Annotated in this window: 16 protein-coding genes; 10 read left to right on the forward strand and 6 right to left on the reverse strand. The window is 38.1% G+C overall.

Translation table 11 applies throughout. The annotated features are described in order from the left end of the window. Nucleotides 1-54 precede the first annotated feature (54 nt). Both ACZZZK_RS13160 and ACZZZK_RS13165 read right to left on the reverse strand, forming a co-directional pair. A complete protein-coding gene (locus ACZZZK_RS13160; protein ID WP_463484533.1) occupies nucleotides 55-822 on the reverse strand; it encodes an exodeoxyribonuclease III in 768 nt (255 codons plus the stop codon). Next, nucleotides 819-1,550 (reverse strand): peptidylprolyl isomerase, encoded by a 732-nt coding sequence (locus ACZZZK_RS13165; RefSeq protein ID WP_463484534.1) that lies wholly within the window; start codon nucleotides 1,548-1,550, stop codon nucleotides 819-821. Before ACZZZK_RS13165 ends, ACZZZK_RS13160 begins: the two co-directional genes overlap by 4 nt. A 93-nt stretch (nucleotides 1,551-1,643) precedes the next feature. Here ACZZZK_RS13165 and ACZZZK_RS13170 point away from each other — a divergent pair, with 93 nt between their 5' ends. From ACZZZK_RS13170 to ygiD, 5 genes are all read left to right on the forward strand, one after another. Beyond that, complete coding sequence (locus ACZZZK_RS13170; protein ID WP_463484535.1) at nucleotides 1,644-2,048, forward strand: HYC_CC_PP family protein; 405 nt, start codon at nucleotides 1,644-1,646, stop codon at nucleotides 2,046-2,048. A gap of 128 nt (nucleotides 2,049-2,176) precedes the next feature. Then, complete coding sequence (locus ACZZZK_RS13175) at nucleotides 2,177-2,713, forward strand: heavy-metal-associated domain-containing protein (RefSeq protein WP_463484536.1); 537 nt, start codon at nucleotides 2,177-2,179, stop codon at nucleotides 2,711-2,713. Further along, nucleotides 2,714-3,529, forward strand: a complete 816-nt coding sequence (locus tag ACZZZK_RS13180) for a hypothetical protein (RefSeq protein WP_463484537.1) — start codon at nucleotides 2,714-2,716, stop codon at nucleotides 3,527-3,529. 83 nt (nucleotides 3,530-3,612) lie between these two features. Next, on the forward strand, nucleotides 3,613-4,116 hold the full coding sequence (locus ACZZZK_RS13185; RefSeq protein WP_463484538.1) for a DUF3347 domain-containing protein: 504 nt from the start codon (nucleotides 3,613-3,615) through the stop codon (nucleotides 4,114-4,116). Between the two features lie 278 nt (nucleotides 4,117-4,394). After that, a complete protein-coding gene (gene ygiD / locus ACZZZK_RS13190) occupies nucleotides 4,395-5,219 on the forward strand; it encodes a 4,5-DOPA-extradiol-dioxygenase (RefSeq protein ID WP_463484539.1) in 825 nt (274 codons plus the stop codon). Between the two features lie 47 nt (nucleotides 5,220-5,266). Here the strand turns inward: ygiD and ACZZZK_RS13195 are convergent, their stop codons facing one another. Next, a complete protein-coding gene (locus ACZZZK_RS13195; RefSeq protein ID WP_463484540.1) occupies nucleotides 5,267-6,673 on the reverse strand; it encodes an aldehyde dehydrogenase family protein in 1,407 nt (468 codons plus the stop codon). Nucleotides 6,674-6,819: 146 nt separating this feature from the next. Here ACZZZK_RS13195 and ACZZZK_RS13200 point away from each other — a divergent pair, with 146 nt between their 5' ends. From ACZZZK_RS13200 to ACZZZK_RS13220, 5 genes are all read left to right on the forward strand, one after another. Beyond that, nucleotides 6,820-8,007 carry a hypothetical protein gene (locus ACZZZK_RS13200; RefSeq protein ID WP_463484541.1) on the forward strand — a complete coding sequence of 396 codons (1,188 nt, stop codon included), beginning with the start codon at nucleotides 6,820-6,822 and terminating at the stop codon, nucleotides 8,005-8,007. Nucleotides 8,008-8,255: 248 nt separating this feature from the next. Beyond that, nucleotides 8,256-10,640: a S9 family peptidase gene (locus tag ACZZZK_RS13205; protein ID WP_463484542.1), complete on the forward strand. Its 2,385-nt coding sequence runs from the start codon at nucleotides 8,256-8,258 to the stop codon at nucleotides 10,638-10,640. A 252-nt stretch (nucleotides 10,641-10,892) separates the two neighbouring features. After that, nucleotides 10,893-11,525 carry a peroxiredoxin gene (locus ACZZZK_RS13210; RefSeq protein WP_131563058.1) on the forward strand — a complete coding sequence of 211 codons (633 nt, stop codon included), beginning with the start codon at nucleotides 10,893-10,895 and terminating at the stop codon, nucleotides 11,523-11,525. 14 nt (nucleotides 11,526-11,539) lie between these two features. Continuing rightward, nucleotides 11,540-11,848, forward strand: a complete 309-nt coding sequence (locus ACZZZK_RS13215; RefSeq protein ID WP_010599335.1) for a thioredoxin family protein — start codon at nucleotides 11,540-11,542, stop codon at nucleotides 11,846-11,848. After that, nucleotides 11,848-12,096: a DUF6952 family protein gene (locus ACZZZK_RS13220; protein ID WP_010599336.1), complete on the forward strand. Its 249-nt coding sequence runs from the start codon at nucleotides 11,848-11,850 to the stop codon at nucleotides 12,094-12,096. The genes ACZZZK_RS13215 and ACZZZK_RS13220 overlap by 1 nt, the downstream gene beginning before the upstream one ends. 387 nt (nucleotides 12,097-12,483) lie before the next feature. On the opposite strand, the gene ACZZZK_RS13225 is transcribed toward ACZZZK_RS13220, so the two are convergent. The 3 genes from ACZZZK_RS13225 to ACZZZK_RS13235 form a co-directional block, all read right to left on the reverse strand. After that, the gene (locus tag ACZZZK_RS13225) at nucleotides 12,484-15,069 is read right to left on the reverse strand and encodes a phosphoenolpyruvate carboxylase (protein ID WP_463484543.1); all 2,586 of its coding nucleotides are present in this window, start codon (nucleotides 15,067-15,069) and stop codon (nucleotides 12,484-12,486) included. 262 nt (nucleotides 15,070-15,331) lie between these two features. After that, nucleotides 15,332-16,879, reverse strand: coding sequence for a DHA2 family efflux MFS transporter permease subunit (locus tag ACZZZK_RS13230; RefSeq protein WP_463484544.1), 1,548 nt, complete (start codon nucleotides 16,877-16,879; stop codon nucleotides 15,332-15,334). A gap of 7 nt (nucleotides 16,880-16,886) precedes the next feature. After that, a complete protein-coding gene (locus ACZZZK_RS13235) occupies nucleotides 16,887-17,924 on the reverse strand; it encodes an HlyD family secretion protein (protein ID WP_056850624.1) in 1,038 nt (345 codons plus the stop codon). Nucleotide 17,925: the final 1 nt, after the last annotated feature.

The following is a 17,925-nucleotide window of genomic DNA, read 5'->3' on the forward strand; positions in this document are numbered from 1 at the left end:
GAAGTTGGAAGTTACAGGTTTATGATGATAAGCCCTAACTTGCGGCCGACAGATTTATTCTAATTCCAATAAAACAGGGCAGTGATCAGAGTGGATGGCATCAGGCAAGATTCTCACATTTTTCAGCCTATTTTCCAGCGACTTTGTGGCCAGGTGATAATCAATGCGCCAACCCAGATTCTTCCCTCTCGAACCCGCACGGTAACTCCACCAAGTGTAATGATGCGGATCTTTATTAAAATGACGGAAAGTATCTATGAAACCATTTTCGAGAAATAACTGCATCCATTCGCGTTCCTCAGGCAAGAAGCCTGATGAATTGGCATTCGATTTTGGATTATGAATATCAATCGAAGTATGGCAAATGTTATAATCGCCACTCACAATTAAATTAGCGATTTGGTTCCGCAATTCGCCAATGTATCCATCAAAAAAGCGCATGAAATCATATTTTTTTACTTGCCGTTCGTCGCCGCTCGAGCCCGATGGCATATACAAACTCATTAGGGAAAAATCATCAAAATCAGCTCTTATAATTCGACCTTCTTTATCAATCCATTCCTCTCCACATCCATACTCTACATGGCTAGGCTTTATTTTGGTTAGAATCGCCACACCACTATATCCTTTTTTCTCAGCCGGATACCAATAGTGATGGTAACCAAGTTGCTCAATCAAAGCTATAATTTCTGGAATTTGTACAGGCAATGCTTTTACTTCCTGTAGGCAAACCATATCAGCATTGGTAGCTTGCAACCAGCCGAAGAAGTTTTTGGTACTTGCCGCTCGAATTCCGTTGACGTTATAAGAGATGATTTTCATGAATGTTTTATTATCATTCTATCTTTCAAAGAATCCTGCAACAGCTGTTTTTCCAATTTCTTCGCTTCCCTCTTTTTCAAAATGCTAATATCCATTTTAACATCTTGTTTAGGGCGATTATTTTTATCAGTTTGTAGCATAGCTATTTTATCCACCATATCTAAGCCGACCACAATTTCGCCGTAAACGGTGTAGTTTCTATCTAAATGCGGTGTACCGCCGATGGTTTTATAAACCTGCCTCTGATATTCTGGTAATTTAAACTTCAATCGTTTTTCTTCGATAGAATTCAACTGCTCATCAGTAAAAACCTTGCCTTGCACTAAATAAAACTGACTTCCGCTAGATTCTTTTTTGGGGTTAACCATATCGCCCTCTCTTGCAGCAGCCAGAACGCCTTTCTTATGAAATAAACTGTCTCTAAATTCGGCTGGAATGGTATATTTCGGGCCGCCTTCTCCAAGCAAAGAGTCTGGTTTAGCAGTTTTAGAATCCGGATCACCACCCTGAATCATGAAATCCTTTATCACTCTGTGAAATAATGTTCCGTTGTAATAACCATCTTTTGCAAGTTTCAAAAAATTTTCCCGATGTAAAGGGGTTTCATTATAAAGTTTTACAATGCATTCTCCAAACTCCGTTTTTATTCTGATATATTGATTTTTAGGCTTCGCAGCAAAGGCCGAAAACATCGAAAAAGCGCAAACGAACAATAATAATTTCTTCATTTATTTGTGTTTGAGGCTAAATTAAACTAAAAAATGAATTTCAATAAATAATGAGTGTCATTATTCAATTTTTTTTGCCATATCTTTGTACAAATGAAGTTGAAACAAAAAATAGCACTTTCTTTGGCCGTATTGTATGCGGTTAGTGTTATGGGTTTGGCTTTAAGTTTGCATTTTTGCGGCGGCAAACTAGAGAATGTTAAGTTGTTTAGCAACGAAATTTCTTGTAAGTTTTGTGCAGATATTCCTGCTGAAAAAATTAAGGATGATGGCTGTTGTAAAAACACGCAGGTAACCGTTAAAGTTAAGGACAGTCACCAAACTGAGGCACAAACACAAATGCCAAAGTTATTTTCTATTCAACTGTTTCTACACCCGCCAGTTTTAGAATTTCTTTCAAATATTACCCCCGCATATTTTAGCAAAATCAGCAATAAAGCACCTCCACTTTCTTTAGGGGTTGCCTTGCATGTTTTCAATTGCATTTTCAGGAATTAGGATTATTCTTCATGTCTGTTACCTCGAAAGAAGTGTAACGGAATGAGAGATCTGTATTAATTAGATTTCTCCATCGTGAATCACTCAGTCGAAATGACGAGTAATTAAATATTCTAATTCCAAAAATCATGAAAACAATAAAATTATTCAGCATTATTATGCTATTCTTCGCCGCACAGGTTTCGGCACAACAAATATCAACAGCCGATTTACAGGTAACTGGTTTAACCTGTTCAATGTGTTCGAACGCTACTCAAAAATCTTTAGAAACTTTGGGTTTCATCAACTCTGTTAAACCAGATTTAAACAAAAACATCTTTGTTTTAAATTTCAAGAAAGGCGCTGATATCAACTTAGATATGGTGCGCAAAAAAGTACAGGATGCTGGCTTTTCGGTTGGTGGTTTAACCGCCGATTTCACTTTTAATCAGGTAAAAGTAGATGATAAAGGTCAGGCAATTGTTGATGGCAACGTTTATCGTTTTGTAAACGCCAAAAACAAAACTTTAAACGGAACGGTAAAAGCCTCGGTTATTGATAAGAATTTCATTTCTGGTTCTGCATTTAAAAAACAATCGGCTACCGTAAATTCTGATGCGTATGCAAACGGAACTGCTGTTGTAAACGGTAAAAAAATGCGTGTCTATCACCTGGTTCTTTCTTAAATGAGAAGGATGTTTTTAACGGCGCTGATCTTGATCGGCGCTGCTGGTATGGCTTTTAGTCAGGAGTTGTACGTTTTCACTGAGCCAGCAAGCAACATGCCCACCAAATCTATTGGTGTTCGTATTACCAATGAGGGCATGTTTAATAATCCTGGTTTTGTGAGCAGAACTATTCCAGAAGTCATGTTTGGTTTCAACAAAAACCTGATGATGCATGCGCAAGGTTTTCTGTCAGATTTCGACGGTCGTTTTCGTGTGGAGGGTGGAAGTCTATATGCGAAATATCGTTTTTTATCAATTGATGAAAGCCAAAGTCATTTCAGGGCTGCTGCGTTTGGTAGAATAAGTACAAGCAAAAGGCCGGGATTTAGCAGGGATATTAATTTAGAAGGGGATAATAGTGGTTGGCAAGCGGGATTAATATTTACTCAGCTGTTGCATAAACTGGCCATTTCAGCAACATTAGGTTATTCAAATGCTTTTGAAAAAAACGACAAGGTGCTCAGATTGAATACGCCACAACCTGATCAGATGCTTTCTTACAGTTTATCCTCCGGATATCTGGTTTTGCCTTTCGTATACAAAGACTATAAGCAACCTAATTTTAATTTGTATTTTGAAATATTGGGAAAAACAGATCCAAACTCAGGCGAATCGTATTTGGATTTAGCCCCTGCCTTTCAGGTTATTTTGAATAGCACAACCAGGATCGATTTGGGCTACCGGTTTCAGGCGACAGGAAATATGGCCAATAGATATACCAAAAACATGTATCTGCTGAGAGCAGAATTTAACTTTTTTAATGCTTTAAAATAAATTAAAGTTGAACGTGAAGTATGCAACTAAAATTAATATGTTGATTATACAAGCTTCAGCGAAAACAAAACAATATACTCAAGATGAAAAAAATAATGATCATGATGGCTATTATTGCCATTGCAATAACGAAATTAACTTTCGCACAAAGTAAAACTGATGCTGCTTTTAACCAGGTATTAACAGCTTATTATGATGTGAAGAATGCTTTAGCAACTGATAAGAAAGATGTAGCAGCCGAAAAAGTGAAAGCATTATCAGCAAAAGTAGAGGCTATACCCCACAAAGATTTGCCAGCCGCACAACACACAATGTGGATGGAACAGGCAAAAATAATTAAAGCAAAAGCAACTGAATTGGCTGCAGGAAAAGATATCAAAGCACAAAGAAAATCTTTTGAAGGAATTTCTTCAGCGATGATTAAAACCGTACGTAACATCAAATTTAACAATACTACGGTTTACGTTCAACACTGCCCAATGGCGAAAGCAAGCTGGTTAAATGAAAAAGAAAGCATCGAAAACCCGTATTATGGAAGCATGATGTTTGAGTGTGGCGATGTTTCTGAAACGATAAAATCAAACTAGTGAAACTGCATATCGTAAACATGATGTGCACCGTTTGCAATACGCAGTAAAAGCCGAGCTCAAAAAGCCCGGCTTTTACTTTTTAAATAGGAATTTTTATCTCTCGCTTAGACCGTTCGGCCACCATAAACCACAGTAGCTTGTCAGGCGCCTTTGTTTTCATTGTCTGCGACCTCGGTTGCTGTATCAAATGAAAATCGTTAGCTAACTTTTTTTCCTAACATACATCAAGCTGTAGGAAGATGGAATAAAGTAACTTTAAAGATAATTTAAACATCATGTCAACATTATCACAATTTAGAAGCTTTACCCAACGTTTGCCACAAACCGATTTAATGCCAACGATTTTTATTGGACATGGCTCGCCGATGAACGGCATTGAAAACAATGAGTTTAGCCAAAGTTGGGCAGATTTGGCAAAAAATATTCCGGTACCAAAAGCGGTATTGGTGGTTTCTGCACATTGGTATACCCATGGAACTTTTGTTACCGCGATGGATTTTCCTTCAACCATTCATGATTTTGGGGGATTTCCGCAAGCACTTTTCGATGTTCAATATCCTGCACCTGGCGATGCTAAACTGGCTACTGAAATTCCAACTTTAGTTCATTCTACACCTATTGGCTTAGACCACGATTGGGGTTTGGACCATGGCACCTGGACCGTTGTAAAACACATGTATCCCGAAGCCAACATTCCTGTTCTTCAGTTGAGTATCGATTATACAAAATCTCCAGAGCAACATTATGAAATCGCTAAAGAAATTTATGCGCTACGCAAGAAGGGCGTTTTGGTGATCGGCAGCGGAAACATGGTGCATAATCTCCGCATGATAAGTTGGGAAATGATTAATGGCGGCGGATACGATTGGGCAAATGAGATGAATGACAAATTCAAAAATCTTATCGCAAATGGCGATCACCAACCACTCATCAATTACAGAAACTTAGGCACCGATGCCATGTTGGCTATTCCTACGCCAGAGCATTATCTACCATTGATCTATAATTTAGGATTGAAACATGATAAAGAAGAGGTGTCTTTCTTTAACGATAAAGCGGTTGGTGGTTCATTAACCATGACCTCTGTTTTAGTGGGATAAACCCCTGTGATGTTGAAATGGAAAGCATCCGCATGTAAAGTCCTAGTCTACATCAGTCTTTTTAACCATTTCAACAATCCCATTTTATACGGCGGATAAATCATGTTAGTCATTCCAAATTTCGATTGAAAAACCACTGCCCTTTCGTGTGAAAAGTTTTTGAAGCCAAAAATGCCATGACAACTTCCGACTCCGCTACTGTTTACACCTCCAAAAGGCAAATTCGGGTTGCTAATATGAATCAATACATCATTTACACAAGTTCCCCCTGATGTTGTTTCATTGATAATTTTGTGTTGGTTGCCTGCGTTATCAGAAAAGATGTAAAGTGCCAGTGGTTTATCTTTGGCATTAACAACATCAATGGCTTGCTGCAAATTTTTGTAGGTAACAATGGGTAAAATTGGACCGAAAATTTCTTCCTTCATAATGGTGTTTTCCAAATTTACAGCAGTTAAAACTGTCGGGTTTATCGTTTGAGTACTTTCATCAGTCTCCCCTCCCCAAGCCAGTTTAGCGCCGTCTTTCTGGGCGGTTTCGATCAGTTCGCCTAATCTATTAAATTGCTTTTCATTAATGATTTTTCCAAAAACCGTTTTATTGATTTCTCCATCTACAAAAAACATAGCTTGAGCCGCCGCTTTGTAATGCTCAACAAACGCTGTTTCTAGTTTCTCATCAATTAAAACGTAATCAGGCGCAATACAAGTCTGCCCGGTATTAACCAGCTTGCCCCATGCAATTTTTTCTGCAGCCTTTTTTAAATTGCAAGTATCATCAATTATAGCAGGAGATTTACCACCCAGTTCTAAGGTAACCGATGTTAAGTTTTTAGCTGCGGCTTCCATTACTGCCTTTCCAATAGCGGTGCTTCCGGTAAAAAATATATGGTCGAACGGGAGTTTGAGTAGAATCGTAGATACATCGGCGTCTCCCTCAAAACAGGCTACTTCCCTTTCATCAAAAGTTGAGGAAATTATTCTTCCAATAACTGCTGCTGTATTTGAGCTTAACTCTGATGGTTTTAAAATCACACAATTACCGGCGGCGATTGCCGAAATCAGCGGACTCATGATTAGTTGCAAAGGATAATTCCATGGCGCAATTATTAAACAAACACCTTTGGGTTCATAGTAAATTTTGTTGCTTGCAAAGAGATTACTCAACGTTTTACTTACCGATTTTGGTTTCATCCAATTTGCAAGTTTCTTAACGGCGTGGTCTATTTCGGAATAAGTAAAAAACAGTTCGGTTACGGCAGTCTCAAATCTACTTTTACGTAAATCCTTTTCCAATGCCAGATAGATTTCTTCCTCAGCATTTTCTAAAGCTTGCTTAAGTATTTTCAACTTAGCAATTCTTGTTTTAGCGTTGGCTTTACGCAGGTCGAATTTGTGCCGCTGTTGTAAATCGAAAACTGATTTTATTTTTTCTTCCATATTCTGTATTGTCATCTTGAGCTTGTCGAAAGACATCATAAGTCTTCGATAAACTCAGACTGACATCGCTTGAGTAGTTAGCTAAATTTAGTTAAAATCAATTCATTTCATTAAAAATTCATTCATTTAAAGCATATTGCAATTAATTTTAGACACCACCAATGAAGAAGTTGTTTTTTGCCTTTGCATTTTTAATTCCCTTAATTATTCGTGCTCAAACCATTAAAACAGATGTGCTTATTTTAGGTAATTCGAATGCTGCTTTTGCCGCAGGCGTTCAAGCTACGGAGTCGGGTGTAAATGCAATTGTTTTAACACAGCGTGATGGTTTCAACTTAAGCGGTTTTAAAAATTTATCTCCAAATGGCGTTGTGAGGGCCTTCGAAAAGAGAGCCAGAAAATCCTTAAAACTTGCCGATAGTGTTTCGTTACCCGAAATGACCACCCAAATTGTAAACGCAGTAATCAAAAATTGGGCTGATAGCTCAAAACTTCTTGATATCATTAACAACACGCCATACTATGATATTAAACGTTCTGGAAGTGGTTGGGAAGCGAAATTAACCAAAGAAAAAAGTATTAAAGCAAAGGTATTGGTTGTAACTGACCAGGTGGAAAAGATCCTTCCAGCTTTGAAAATAGAAGCTTTAAAACCAGCAGAAGCAAATACTATTAATTATGCTGAAAACTTATATCGTACAACAATTGCTGGCATAAACGGAACATCTAATTATCTTTCACTTTATAATTTGCTGATTCCAAACCAAGAAAACATTTTATACATCAAACCTGATAATTTTGAAATCGGACAGGCAGCTGGTGCCACCGCAGCGTATGCCGCATTTTACAAAACCAAAACCAGCTTATCAAACTTAAAAAGAATTCAAGGTGAATTACTATCTTACAAATTATCGTTAATGCCTTTTGATGATGTTAAAATTGTTGATTCAAATTGGCTGGCAATCCAAAAAGTGGGCATTACCGGAATTTTAAAAGCGGATATAGAAAAGGGAAAGGTTTATTTTCAACCTGAAAAAGCAGTTACTTACGATGAAATAAAGCAACCCCTAAAAGATTATTATTACAAAGCTCAAATTTGGTTTGATGATCATCAAAATATTCCAATCGATCTGGATAATACCATTTCAATGGTCTGTTATGTTGGGAATAAAGCGGTTGATGCCACCAGAACTGAAATTGAGAAGAAGTGGAACAAGACTTATAAGTTTTCTTCAAAATACGATCTGAAAAAGGTTTTAACACGACGGGAGTTTTCAGTAATCATCAACGAATTTTTAAAGCCTTTTGATTTGATTAATGTGGATAGAACAGGGCGAGTGATTCGATAAGCCTCACCCTGTGAAAGTTTGTAGCTGTAGCCTAGGCACTGCATCCCTCTCCTGAAAGAAAGGGAAACTTCGTTTGTGTTTTAAACCCATCGACTTTACTCACATCAAAAAAATCCCTCTCTTTCAGGAGAGGGAGCGCACAATAGAAGGCAAAGCAAAAACTTTAACAGGGTGAGGTTGTAACATTTCCATTTCCTTACCACTTTAATTCGAGCATTCTCTAAATTGCGCCATCCAAACAAAAATTCATGAAGAAATATATACTTTTCCTATTGCTCTGCTCAAGCGGGTACACTTTCGCACAACAAATTGGTCCATTAACGGTAGAAAAAATTATGCGAGACCCAAAATGGATGGGAAGTTCGCCTACAAATTTCCGCTGGACGGCAGATAGCAAAACTTTATACTTTAACTGGAATCCTGAAAACAAAGCAAAAGAAGCATTATATAAAATATCAACTTCGAATTCCAAGCCCATTAAAGCCGTTGATCAGGAAGATGAAAAATTGCTCAGCTTAAATTATGTTCACAACAAAGATAAATCGTTAGGTTTGGTAGAAAAGAGCGGTGATATTTATCTTCAAAATTTAAAAACAAAGAAAGAAACTCGGTTAACCAATACGCTGGAGAGGGAAAGTAGCCCTGTTTTTTTAAGCAATGGAGATGTAGTTTACCAATTAGGTGAGAATTTATTTCAGCTTAATCGGGCTACAGCTGAAACTAAGCAAATAACCAATTTCGTAAAGGGTAAAGCTCCTGGAAAAACAAGTTCCAAGCCTGCTACCGAACAAGATGGCTGGCTAAAGGCACAGCAAACAGAGTTGTTCGATATCATTAAAAAAAGAAATGCAGAAACTCGGGGTACTGGTCGTGGAGGTAGAAGTCGCTTCGGAGCACAATCTGGCGATACAAAATCTTTAAAACCGCTTTACACTGATGATCGGTTTTTAAACAATGTCGTCATTAGCCCTAATGGCCGTTTTGTAACCTACAAATTAACGTCTCTGGCTCAAAATAACCATAACACCGTCGTACCAAATTATGTAACAGCATCTGGCTATACAGAAGATATTCCCGGCAGAACCAAAGTTGGTGAAAACGAAAGTGTATCTCAAGGATTTATTTACGATACGCAAAGGGATTCGGTGTATGCGATTCAAACTTCTAATATTCCAGGTATTAAAGATATTCCTGATTTTTATAAGGAATATCCAAAGCTACTGGATTCGTTAAAAAAGAAAAATGCTGACAGGTTGGTTAACTTTTTCGGTCCGTTGTGGAATGAGAATGGAAGTGCTGCAATTATGGTAGCAACTTCTACCGACAATAAGGACCGCTGGATTTTAAACTTAGATGCTTCGACAGGCAAATTTAATTCAATAGATCGTCAGCATGATGAGGCTTGGATTGGTGGCCCCGGCATTAGCGGTTTTTTTCAAGGAAGCACGGGTTGGATAGATAACAACCATTTTTATTATCAAAGTGAGGCGACCGGTTATTCACACCTTTATGTTGCGGATATTTCAACCGGCGCTAAAAAGCAACTCACCTCTGGTAAATGGGAAGTTCAGTCGGTTCAGTTAGCGAAAGACAAACGAAACTTCTATCTTAAAGCGAACAAGGAACATCCAGGTATTACAAATTTCTTTAGCATTGGTGTAAATGGTGGTGAGCTGGTTCAAATTACAACCATGAAAGGCTTGAATGACATCACACTCTCGCCTGACGAAAAGTATCTTGCCATCAATTATTCTTATCTAAACAAACCAGGTGAGCTATATATTCAACCGAACAAAATTGGGGCTAAAGCAGCAAAAGTTACTGAGTCTGCCACAAAGGAATTTAATTCTTATAAATGGCGTGAACCCGATATGGTTTCGTTCAAAAACCGCTACGGTGCTGATGTTTACGCAAGAGTTTATAAATCTGATAAGCCGCATCCAAACCATCCCGCAGTCGTTTTCGTTCATGGAGCTGGTTATCTACAAAATGTACACTTCGGTTGGAGTACCTATTTTAGGGAGTTTATGTTCAACAATTTGCTGGCCGACAACGGTTACACGGTAATCGACATAGATTACACTGCAAGTTCGGGTTACGGTCGCGATCACAGAACAGGCATTTACCGCCACATGGGTGGAAAAGATTTAACAGACCAGGTTGATGGTGTTAAGTTTTTGGTAGAAAATTATGGTGTTAATCCTAAACATGTGGGTTTATATGGTGGTTCTTACGGAGGCTTTATTACGCTAATGGCGATGTTTAATGAACCGGACGTTTTTGCCAGCGGTGCAGCTTTGCGTTCGGTTACCGATTGGGCACATTACAATCATGGCTACACTTCCAATATTTTAAACGAACCTTTTAATGACCCGATTGCCTACAAACAAAGCTCGCCAATTTACTTTGCTGATAAATTGAAAGGCAATTTATTAATGGCACATGGAATGGTTGATGTGAATGTTCATTTTCAGGATATTGTTAGGATTACACAGCGCTTTATCGAACTTGGAAAACACAATTGGGAACTGGCTGTTTATCCAGTTGAAGACCACGGCTTCATAGAGCCAAGCAGCTGGACGGATGAATATAAAAGGATATTCAAATTGTATGAAAATACATTGAAGAAATAATTTTAAGCGCCACGTCATTGCGAGGCACGAAGCAATCCTACAACAATCGCTATTAATCCAGCGCTTTAAGACTGCTTCGTGCCTCGCAATGACGACACATTGAAGCCAGATATTCAAAATTTATATATATTTTAATCATTATAGTTTTTGACTATATCGCCATCAATAAATACAATTAACAAATACCAGATCTGGGTTGATTTGGACTTGTTTTCGCCGTACCTTTGCGCTATAAAATTAAAGACAAAAATTATGGCAATAGTAGGTAAAAAATTTCCGAGTGTTAGTATTGATGCAATGTCAGACATGGGTGATGACTTGAAAATCAATGTATTTGAAGAGGCTGTAAATAAGAATAGCAAAGTGTTATTGTTCTGGTATCCAAAAGATTTTACTTTTGTTTGCCCTACAGAATTACATGCTTTTCAAGCTGCTTTACCTGAGTTTGAACAAAGAAATACAATTGTTATCGGTGCATCTTGCGATACTAACGAAGTTCACTTCGCATGGTTAAACACTCCAAAAGATAATGGCGGAATTGAAGGTGTTACTTACCCGATTTTAGCTGATACACACAGACAATTATCTGGAATTTTAGATATTTTAGATCAAGAAGTTAACTACGATGAAGAAGGAAATGAATCATTCTCTGGTTCAAATGTTTCTTTCAGAGCAACTTACTTAATTGATGAAACTGGTAAAGTTTTCCACGAAAGTGTTAACGACATGCCGCTAGGCAGAAACGTGAAAGAATATTTGCGTTTAATTGATGCATACACTCACGTTCAAAAACACGGTGAAGTTTGTCCTGCAAACTGGGAAGAAGGAAAAGAAGCAATGAACGCAAACAGAACCGGCGTTGCTGAATATTTAGCTGCTAACTAATTAAATAAAACGTTATGTTTTTAGAATTAACAGAAGATAATCTTCAACAGTATTTGGCCGATAACTCTAAAGTTATGGTTCAGTACGCTGCATCATGGTGCGGTAACTGCAGAATCATGAAACCGAAGTTTAAAAAACTGGCTGCTGAAAATGAAGACGTAGCTTTCTTAATTGTTGATGCCGAAAAACTTCCAAATTCACGCAAATTTGCAAACGTTGATAATTTACCAACTTTTGCAGCTTTCGAAGGCGGTAATTTGGTAGATCAGGTGCAAACCAACAAAGCGGAAGGTTTAATTGAACTTTTTAACAAGATTAAATAATGAAAATTCCGGTTATAAGACAATTATTTCAAAACACCACTCCTGCTCAATTGGAAACAACTTTAGAAGTTTTAGAGGCTTTCTGTGAGTTTAGAGGGGTTAGCGAGCACGAAGTTGATGTTGCTGGCGAAATGATTACCAATATTTGTGGTGCGCTTGAAGTACACCAGATGGTAAGCGAAGGTGCGGCTGAAAAAGATGCACTTAACGCTTTCGGTCAGAAAGTAATGGGCTCGATTGATAGATAGTTTTCTTAATCAGGCTCTTTAAAATATCAAACCCTTTGTGTTTTCGCAAAGGGTTTTTTGTTTTTCAGGCACCACGTCCTTGCTTGATTTTCTTCGCCTACTCCGTCATGCTGTCCCGAACATTCGGGATCAGCATCTTTCCTACTTGGCTGCCTTGTCATTAAGACCCTAAAATAAATTCAGTGTGACGACCGTTTTAATTAACGCCTAAAAAAGTTCTGTGAGGACACAGACCTTGGGTATAGATTCTTCACTGCGTTCAGAATGACAAGTGCAAAAAAAAGGTCTGTGAAAGACACAGACCTTGCTAACTAAAACTTATATTTCCTTAAATGCCTTATATGTTAAGCAAATTTGCTTCAAAATCTACGAGGTTTACAAAATCCCTTAAGCCAAATTCCTGCCTGCATTTACAATACCGAAAACCGTTCTAACCGCTAATTTTTCCAAAGCTGTTTGATCCTTTTCATTTTGATCATGCTGCAGTTTCTCTAAAGCAAAATGTTGAATTAAAACTAGTGGTAAAATGATCTTCTCGCGGGTAGCGATTGATTTTTTATCTACCGGGTAGTTTGCCATTAAAGTTTCTTGCCCTGATAGTTTTAAAAGCATCTCTTTAGTTAATTCAAATTCATCATGTAGCTGAGTCCAAAAAGCGCCAAAAGTTTTATCATTGGCCAAATGAGCCGTAATCACGAAGTCTGACTTGCTCATGCTCATCATGCAGTTATCCACGATGGTTTTTAAATAGTCAGAATCTTCATAAACCTTAACTACTTTGCTCCAATTGCCCGCTTTCTCCTGGTTCTTCATAGCCGTTCCCATTCCGTAAAAACCGGGAACATTTTGCTTCAGCATACTCCAGGCGGTAACAAAACTAATCGCTCTCAAATCTTCGAGTTTCATTTCCCCGCCACCGTTTCTTTTAACTGGTCGGCTGCTAATATTTGCCTGAGAAAGTAGTTTCAAAGGAGAAAGTTTTTCTAGATAACTCACAAAAAGTGGATGCTCACGTAGATCGACGAAGGCCTTGTATCCATCATCGGCCATTTCATCGAGCAAGGCTTTATTTTCAGGATCTAACAAAACATTGTGTTTCTCTTTTAACCCAGACGAAATGCCCGCATTGATTAATTGTTCGATATTAAATTCTGCACTTTCAATTGAACCATATTGCGAACTGATGGTTTGGCCTTGAACGGTTAACTGAATGTTTTTATTGGCAATTTCTTTCCCCATTGAAGCATAGAAACGGTGTGTTTTACCTCCACCACGAGAAGGCGGACCACCACGACCATCGAAGAATGCCAGCTGAATATTATGTTTTTTAGAAACCTCAGACAGGGAGGTTTTACCATTGAAAATTGACCAATTGGCCATTAAATAACCACCATCTTTGGTACTGTCTGAGTAGCCCAGCATAATGTCTTGCTTATTTCCACGGCTAGCCAAATGCGCTTTGTAAAACGGGTTGCTATATAACGTATCCATAATTACCGCAGCACCTTTCAAATCGTTAACGGTTTCAAAGAGTGGCACAAAATCAATGGTTAGGTTATCTTTGCTCCAGCCATTCCAAAGGAAAAGCTCAATCAATTGTAAAATATCGCTTGCTTGCTGGCAATTACTAATGATAAATCGATGGCAAGCTTTTTCTCCGTTACGTCTCTGGATCCCCTTAATTTCTTTGATGGTTTGAATGGTATCTTCAATCAAAGCATCTCCTTCACTAGCGTAAACAGGCTTGGCTTCTTTAAAAGAGATCAGTTTTAGTTTTTCGGCCTCTGACAATTGATCATAATCTTCAGGGTATAGAGATGATATTGGTTTATTTTGACGGCAGTAAGCATGAACACTCCTCAAAACGCGACTGTCCTGACGAATGTCTAATGAAGCAAGATAATTGCCGTATAAATCAATTTTGCGGATTAAATCGTTAACTAAATCAACAAATAAACCTTCGTGCTCTTGCAAAAGCGTATCCTTAATTTTATTTAGATTTTCACGTAACTCATCCGAAATATCATGTAGTTCGCAGCTTTGATCAAAAGCATTCTGATAAAGCACATCATGCAATTTCGAAATATTTTCTTCTACACCTCTAAAGGTAATGCGGCGTTTAATTACTCTAAAATCACGATAGTAACAACGGAACAGGATTTGTCGCAACATCTTGGAAACCTCCAGCGTAGTATCAGCATGGATGTTTGGATTGCCATCTCTATCGCCGCCTGGCCAGAACCCTAGCTCTAAAATCTTCTTCGTTTCAAGATTATATTCGTCTAAATTCTGGTCGATTTCCTCCTGAATGTTAGCCGCAGCGAAGTAAAAGGTATTCTCTAAAAACCAGGCAAGATTTAAAGCTTCATCAACCGGAGTTGGCGATTTTTTATTAAAAAATGGTGTTTTACCGAGTTGTTGCAACAAAGAATTCATTGCCGTGATATCGTTATCACGAATAGCTTTGGTTAAATCAGTAATAATGGCCAGAACATTACCAGGATAAAATTGAGTGGGGTGAGCCGTTAAAACCAAACGGAGAGATAACTCATCAATTAAGTTTTCGATTTTAGCCAACATGGGCTTATTATCCGCATTCTTTTTTAAAATGAAAGCGAGCGTACTCTGCTCATCTGTAGTGTTTAACTTCGTAAATGAAGCATCTTCAACAGCATCAAAAAGCACAACCTGGCGCTCTATGTATTGAATAAAGCGGAATAGCAAATCGATAATGTCTTTCCTATCTGTATAACTCGTAAACTTGGCAAAAAACTCTTCGATAATTTGAGCTGGCTTCTGGCCGTTTGCTATCCCTTCTTCGCAACTCTTAAAAAACAGGGGCAATAATGTTCCGGTATCCTTTATTTTATAAAATGGAAGGGTTAAAAACAGACTATTAAAGAGTTCGAATTTTGAGATAACCTCATTATTAAAAATTGATTCTCGTTGTGTTGTTAAACGAAGTTTTGGCATAGCTTAAACAATAGTTTTGTATACGGTAATACTACAAAAAATGCATAAGGTATTAAAATTCTAGGGCTTACAATTTGGATAATTATAGAATAATTTTTAATTTTAGAATCTTATTTGGCTACTATGTAGCTATGTAAGAACATTTGCAATGTTTAAGGGCATTGCATTGATTGTTAATTTTTTGGGTTAAAACAGCCGATGTAATAAAATACACCGGCTGTTTTTGTTTTCTGACATTTTTTACGCCAATTGTTTGCCAATTTTAGTGTGCATCGGTAACAATATTTGCGTTTTTCTTAAATTTCTGCAGATATAAGAGAGGGATTGAGAACAACATAATTAATCCTGCAACCCAATAAGCATCATTATAAGTGAGCAACATCGTCTGTTTAATAACAGTTCCTTCAATTGCTTTCATTGCCATCAGTTTAGCATCAATAAAGGATGAACCTTTGGCCATAAAACCACTCGTTAGGGCATTCAATTTTTGAATAAATGCAGGGTTATACTCGTTAATGTTGGCAAGTAAACTACTTCTATGGAAACCAGAACGAATGTGGATTAATGTTGTTAACGCCGCAATACCAAATGATCCTCCCAATTGCCTGCTCATGTTATTCAAACCAGATCCCTGACCAATTTCAGCACCAGATAAATCCTGCATCGCCAGAGTGGTTAATGGAACGAATAACAGGGCCATTCCGAATCCTCTGATTACCAGTGGCCAGAAAAAATCTCCTGTTCCTGATGCCAGGGTAGAATTGCTCAACATCCAGCAGAAAACGAAGAATAAAAACATTCCTCCTGTTGCCATAAATTGTGCTGGTACGCCCTTTTTAAGCATAATACCAATAAAAGGCATCATAGCAATGGTACAAATACCGCCTGCAATAAAAAGCTTTCCAGTTTGTAATGGGGTAAATCCTAGCAAGTTTTGGGCGAAAACCGGGAACACGAAAACGGAACCATATAATCCAAATCCTAAAATAAAGGAGGTGAACATCCCGATGGAGAAACTTCGCTTTTTCATAATCCGAAGGTTTACAATCGGGTGATCGGTGGCAGTTTCTCGCCAGATGAATAATAATAATCCAAAAACTGATACTACTGCTAATGCTGTAATGTAGGGAGTAGAAAACCAATCTTCACTTTCGCCTTTTTCCAATACGGTTTGTAAACTACCTACCGCTATGGCCAGTAAGGCTATTCCCCACCAATCGACTGGTTTACCCTGTCCATCTTTCGGCGTCTCTCGAATAAATGTGTAGGTACAGTAGGCGGCGAGTATCCCGACGGGAATATTTACATAGAAGATCCAAGGCCAATCAGCAATTTCCAAAATATAACCACCAATGGTTGGGCCAACGGTTGGGCCAACAACAGCTCCTAAACCAAACAATGCAGTTGCAATACCCACATCTTCACGTGGCCAGGTTTCTATCAAAATAGCTTGTGCGGTTGAAATTAAACCTCCCCCGGCTACACCCTGTAAAATCCTAAATAAAATTAGTTCATTTAATGATGTGGCATTACCGCACAAAAATGAAACGAGGGTAAAAACAATAATGGAGGTTAAGAAATAATTTTTACGCCCGAAACGACTTCCCAACCAACCCGACATGGGCAGTATGATTACATTCGCAACAGCATAACCAGTAGATAGCCAGGCGATATCCTCCAGGGTAGCGCCCAGGTTTCCCTGTATTTGTGGGATGGCCACATTCACAATGGTCGTATCAATCAGCTCCAGTAAAGAAGCGGTGATCACTGTAAATGTGATAATCCATTTTTTTAAACCTACTTCGGCCATTTTGATATTAATTAGTAGAAACCGAAGCTTTAACGCTCATTCCAGGGCGTAGTTTAGCTAACATTTCTTTTGATGGATGAATTTTAATTTTTACCGGAATACGCTGAACAACTTTTACGAAGTTACCCGTAGCATTATCAGGAGGCAATAACGAACCTTTTGCGCCAGTAATTGGTGAAAAATTATAGACCTCTCCTTCAATTTTCTCTTCTGGATAAGCATCTACCTCAATCTCAACTTTTGATCCTGTTTTGATTTTCTCCAACTGCGTTTCTTTAAAGTTTGCCGTTACATAAATACTTCCATCGTTTACTACAGCAAATAACGACTGCCCTGGCTGAATAAGCTGTCCTTTTTGAACATTCTTTTTAGATACAATACCGCTTGCAGGCGCTTTGATATCCGTATATGATAGCTGTAGTTTTGCAAAATCGATATCGCTTTGGCGCTGACTAATTACATTGCTGCTTACCGCTAATTGAGATTGAGTAGTTCCAACCTGTTTAACCGCAGCCTGATATTGATCTACCGCAGCACGATAAGCTGCCTGAGCAGATTCTTGAGTCGCTTTAGCCTGATCAAATGCCTGTTGCGTAATGGAACCATCTTTTACCAAATTTGCATAACGGGCAAAATCTTTGTTTGCTAAGTTCAATTTCACTTTCGCTGCATCAACATTTGCTTTTGCAGTACTTGTATTTGCTTGTGTTGCAATAATTTGCGATTGGGCCACACCTACCCCTGCATTAGCACCTTTCTGTCCCGCTTGTGCCTGTTCTAATTTAACTTTGTAATCGGCATCATCAAGTTTAACCAGAATTTGCCCTTCTGTAACATGAGTATTTTCTTCAAAATTGATATCCTTTACATAACCGCCAACGCGGGCAACAACAGGACTGATATCTCCGTCTATTTGGGCATCGTCGGTATCTACGTGTTTGCTAAAATAAGTCCATTCTTTGATACCAAATATGATACCTATAACTAGTAAAACACCTAAAATAATAGGTACTACTAAATTCTTTTTTTTCTTCTCAGTTGTCATT

Source organism: Pedobacter sp. AC163, from assembly GCF_979258665.1.

Bases quoted from the DNA above. Each gene is read 5' to 3' on its own strand.
- ACZZZK_RS13195 (WP_463484540.1), bottom strand. From the start codon at position 6,673: ATGACAATACAGAATATGGAAGAAAAAATAAAATCAGTTTTCGATTTA.
- ACZZZK_RS13205 (WP_463484542.1), top strand. From the start codon at position 8,256: ATGAAGAAATATATACTTTTCCTATTGCTCTGCTCAAGCGGGTACACT.
- ACZZZK_RS13170 (WP_463484535.1), top strand. From the start codon at position 1,644: ATGAAGTTGAAACAAAAAATAGCACTTTCTTTGGCCGTATTGTATGCG.
- ACZZZK_RS13210 (WP_131563058.1), top strand. From the start codon at position 10,893: ATGGCAATAGTAGGTAAAAAATTTCCGAGTGTTAGTATTGATGCAATG.
- ACZZZK_RS13165 (WP_463484534.1), bottom strand. From the start codon at position 1,550: ATGAAGAAATTATTATTGTTCGTTTGCGCTTTTTCGATGTTTTCGGCC.
- ygiD (WP_463484539.1), top strand. From the start codon at position 4,395: ATGTCAACATTATCACAATTTAGAAGCTTTACCCAACGTTTGCCACAA.
- ACZZZK_RS13235 (WP_056850624.1), bottom strand. From the start codon at position 17,924: ATGACAACTGAGAAGAAAAAAAAGAATTTAGTAGTACCTATTATTTTA.
- ACZZZK_RS13160 (WP_463484533.1), bottom strand. From the start codon at position 822: ATGAAAATCATCTCTTATAACGTCAACGGAATTCGAGCGGCAAGTACC.
- ACZZZK_RS13215 (WP_010599335.1), top strand. From the start codon at position 11,540: ATGTTTTTAGAATTAACAGAAGATAATCTTCAACAGTATTTGGCCGAT.
- ACZZZK_RS13180 (WP_463484537.1), top strand. From the start codon at position 2,714: ATGAGAAGGATGTTTTTAACGGCGCTGATCTTGATCGGCGCTGCTGGT.
- ACZZZK_RS13230 (WP_463484544.1), bottom strand. From the start codon at position 16,879: ATGGCCGAAGTAGGTTTAAAAAAATGGATTATCACATTTACAGTGATC.
- ACZZZK_RS13220 (WP_010599336.1), top strand. From the start codon at position 11,848: ATGAAAATTCCGGTTATAAGACAATTATTTCAAAACACCACTCCTGCT.
- ACZZZK_RS13225 (WP_463484543.1), bottom strand. From the start codon at position 15,069: ATGCCAAAACTTCGTTTAACAACACAACGAGAATCAATTTTTAATAAT.
- ACZZZK_RS13175 (WP_463484536.1), top strand. From the start codon at position 2,177: ATGAAAACAATAAAATTATTCAGCATTATTATGCTATTCTTCGCCGCA.
- ACZZZK_RS13185 (WP_463484538.1), top strand. From the start codon at position 3,613: ATGAAAAAAATAATGATCATGATGGCTATTATTGCCATTGCAATAACG.
- ACZZZK_RS13200 (WP_463484541.1), top strand. From the start codon at position 6,820: ATGAAGAAGTTGTTTTTTGCCTTTGCATTTTTAATTCCCTTAATTATT.